Source organism: Rhodococcus sp. NPDC003382 (genome assembly GCF_053589135.1).
In genome coordinates this window covers 1-4,351 of sequence record NZ_JBSFRH010000099.1, presented here as the reverse complement: position 1 = coordinate 4,351, position 4,351 = coordinate 1, and the positions used below count along the sequence as shown (strand labels likewise).

The 4,351-nt window shown below is 69.2% G+C and carries 1 protein-coding gene; it reads right to left on the bottom strand.

The features are described from left to right. Positions 1–4,306: amino acid adenylation domain-containing protein (locus ACWDUD_RS30490; protein ID WP_450111760.1), on the bottom strand; the 4,306-nt coding region annotated here is incomplete at its 3' end. Positions 4,307–4,351: the final 45 nt, after the last annotated feature.

Sequence of the window (4,351 nt, the reverse complement as noted above, 5' to 3'; positions counted from 1 at the left end):
CCACCTGCACCACCGTGTTCAACGTCGCCCCGCGATCACGCACCCACGCCGACAACGCCGCCGTCTCCTCCACACCGAAATCCGCACACACGTCCCGTGATTCGCGGTATCGGCGGGCGGAGTCGAGGTCGGAGACGAGGGTGGGTTCGGTCGCGCCGTCGAATGCACGGGCCCATGCGGCGAGCGATGTCTCGATGTCCTGCTCGCCGATCCAGGCCAGGAAGTCGCGGTAGGAACGGGAGCGCGGCAGCATCGTGTCGTCGCCGTCGGTGGCGTAGAGCACGAGCAGTTCCTTCAGCAGCAACGGTGTCGACCAGCCGTCGAGCAGCAGGTGGTGGTTGGTCATCACCAGTCGATGGCTGTCCGGTCCGGTGGTGACCAGCAGCCACCGGATCAGCGGTGCCTGCGCCGGGTCGAACCGGGTGGCGCGATCCGCGGCCATGACCGCGGCGAACTCGCGGTCGAGGGTGGTCTCGTCGGATCCGGACAGGTCCAGCGTGTCGAACGGGACGTCGAGGTGGTCGTGGATCACCTGGACGCTCGGTGCGCCCGGCGACCGTACGAACGCGGTTCGCAGGTTGGCGTGGCGTTCGAGCAGCACCTTTCCGGCGCGCCGCAACCGCTGCGGGTCGACCGTTCCGCGCAGTTCGAGTACCAGTTGCACCAGGTACGCGTCGACCGAATCCTCCGACACCAGCGCGTGGAACAGCAGGCCCTCCTGCAGCGGCGACAGCGGCCACACGTCGGTCAGATCCGGATACCGCCGCTCGAGCTCCTCGATCTGTGCCTGCTCCAGCGTGACCAGACCCAGATCCGACGGCGTGAGGCCGCCGGCCACGGTCGCGAGGGCGGCGATGCGCTCGAGGACGTCGACCCACAGCCGGGCGACTGCGTCGACCTCGGTGGTGGTGAGCATCCCGGTCGGGAACGACCAGATCGCCCGCAGGCGTGAGCGGCCTCCGTCGTCGAGGGTGAGCGCGTTGACGTCGAGGACCGCCGGCACCGGGAGATCCGGATTCTGTGCGACGGAGAGATCGCCGGCGTCGTCGACGGGCATCCAGGGCACGTCCTGAGTTGTCTCGGTCGATCCTGTGGTCACGCGTCCCAGATAGTTGAATGCGACCTGCGGTGGTGTGCACTCGGCGAGGACGCGTCCGGCCTCCCCACCGAGGTGACGCAGCAATCCGAAGCCGATGCCGTGGTCGGGGACCGCGAGAAGCTGTTCCTTGACCGACTTGACGACAGCCCCGAGATTCGGTCCGCCCTCGCACGCGTCGGCGAGATCGAAGCCCGAAAGGTCCAGGCGCATCGGATAGCTCGTCGAGAACCAGCCGACGGTGCGACTCAGATCGACGCCGGGAACGACGCTTTCCTCACGGCCGTGACCCTCGAGTCCGATCACCGCGTCCGTTAGTGCGGGATATCCGTGGTCGCGCCGCCACGTGGTGAGGGAGACAGCGAGAGCGGCGACGAGCCCGTCGGATACGCTGCCGTGGAACGCGTCCGGGACGGTGGTCAGCAGCGCCTCGGTGACTTCCGCCGACAGTTCGACCTCGACGCTGCCGGTCGTGGCGGCGGTGTCCGTCGCCGGATCCAGCGGCCTGGACCCGATCGTCGGGTCGTCCGCGGCCGCGGTCGCGCGCCAGAAGTCGAGTTCGGCGAGCCGTTCGGGTTGCTGCGCGGCCTCGACCAGACCGTGCGCCCAGCGGCGCATCGACGTACCGACCGCCTCGAGCTGCGGGTCCTGTCCCGCCGCGATCTGCGACCACGCGGTCGCGAGATCCGGGACGAGGATCCGCCACGACACCCCGTCGACGGCCGAATGATGAATCATGACCAGCAGCCTGCCCGGGATTTCGGTGTCGTCGGGGTCGAACCACACCGCCTGCACCACGATTCCCGAGGCCGGGTCGAGCCGGTCCGCGGCGGCGTCCGCCTCGGCGGCCGCGGTCGCGTGGAATCCGGCGGTGCCCGGCGCCGAGTCGACGACGACCCGGTGCAGCACGTCGCGTGCGCGAATCGCGCCGACCGGCAATGCTTCCCAATTCCAGCGGTTCGGCGCTGCGGGGTCGCGCTGCAGCCGGCTGCGCAGCATGTCGTGCCGATCGAGCACGGCCTGGAGCGTGCCCGCGAGGGTCTCCTCGTCGATGGCGGTGGGGAGCGCCAGCACGACGACCTGGGAGAACCGGTGGAGTCCCGTGTCGCCTCGTCCGCTCTGCCAGTGCATGATCGGGGTGAGCGGCAACTCGCCGACCCCGCCACCGGGCAGCTCCTCGAGCACCACCGCACCCGAATTACCGGACGCCGCCACCTGTGCCAACGCCGACACCGTCCGGCACTCGAACACATCCCGCGGCGAGAACACCAACCCCCGCGCCTTCGCCCGCGCCACCAACTGGATCGACATGATGCTGTCCCCGCCGAGCGCGAAGAACGAATCCTGCGCACCCACCGTCTCGACCCCCAGCACCTCGGCGAACAACTCCGCCAGCACCGCCTCCGTCTCCGAGGCCGGTGCCCGGAACTCCGCCGCACCCGAACGGAAGTCCGGCTCCGGCAACGCCGCCCGATCCACCTTCCCGTTCGCCGTCACCGGCACCGCATCGATCACCGACACCGTCGCCGGCACCATGTGCGGCGCCAACCGCGTCCCCACCTGCGCCAGCACCGCCACCGGATCGACCTCCGTGCCGGGCTCCGGCACCACATATCCGACGAGCCGATCCACCGCACCCCGATGGACACTCGCCACCGCCTGCTCGACCCCGTCGCACGCCCGCAGCGCGGATTCGATCTCGCCGAGTTCGATGCGGAACCCGCGGACCTTCACCTGCTGATCGGAGCGGCCCACATAGTCGAGTTCGAGCGTCCCGTCGTCGCGGCGGCACCACCGCACCAGATCCCCGGTGCGGTACATGCGCTGCCCGTCCGGTGCGGCGACGAAACGCGACGCGGTCAGTCCGGCACGGTTGCGGTAGCCGCGGGCCAACCCCGGACCGGACAGATACAGCTCCCCAACCACCCCGACCGGGACCGGCCGCAGCCGGTCGTCGAGCACCAGTTCGGCGAATCCACGGATCGGGCCACCGATCGTCACGGGATCTCCCGCCGTGAGCGGTCGTCCGGCGTTCGACTGGATCGTCGCCTCCGCCGGCCCGTACGTGTTCACCATGGTCCGGCCCGGCGCCCACCGCGCCACCAGCTCCGGCGGGCAGGCCTCACCACCGACGATCACCGTGCCCAGATGGTCGAGCCCGACCGGATCGACCGTGCCCAGCGCCGCCGGGGTCAGGGCCGCATGGGTGACCTGCTCGCGCGCCAGCAACTCCGCGAGTTCGCGACCACCGAACACCCCGGGCTGCGAGATCACCAGGCGGCCACCGGATCCGAAGGCCCACAACATTTCCAGTACCGCCGCGTCGAAGCTCGGTGACGCCGCGTGCAGCACCCGCATATCCGGGCCGACCCCGAACCGAGCGCGCTGCTCGGCGACCAGGTTGGCCAGCCCCGCATGGGTGACGGTTACGCCCTTGGGGGTCCCGGTCGACCCGGACGTGTAGATCACGTATGCGGGATGCTCGATCCGCAGGGGGCGCACGCGATCCGCATCGGTCACGCGATCGGGCGACGCCTGTTCGTACGGGTCGTCCAGGTTCAGCCACATGACTGTCGCCGGCAACGAATCGCGCGAACCGGTCGTCGTGAACCCTACCGCCACAGCCGAATCCGAAATCATGTGCTCGATTCGAGAGGTGGGGTAGTTCGGGTCGACGGGAAGGAAGGCCGCTCCGGTCTTCGCGACCGCCCACACCGCCAGCACCGACTCCACCGACCGCCGTACCGCGATCGCGACCGCCGCCTCCGGTCCGATACCGTATCGGATCAGCTTCCGCGCCATACGATTCGATTGCTCGTCGAGCTCACGGTAGGTCAGCCGATGCTCCCCCGCGACTACCGCGACCGCGTCCGGATCCGCTGCGGCCGACGCGACCAGGATGTCGGGCAACGTCACGCCGAGAATCGGCGATCCACCCGCGACCGGTACCAGTTCGGCGCGCTCGGCGTCGTCGAGCAGTGAGAACCGGTCGATGGGTGTATTGGACTGCACGACAAGCGATTCGATTATGTGACGCACGCGGTCGAGGATCGCGGCGACCTCACCGTGGCCGAAGAGATCAGGGAGATACTTGATCTTCAGGTGCAGCCGATCGTCCACGTGCGCAACCAAACCCATCGGATAATGCGCCGCATCCACGCCCGAGACATCCACCACCCGCATCCCCGCGATGTCCGTCTCCGCCGTCAACCCCCCACGATCGACCGGATACGACTCGAACACCGTCATCGTGTC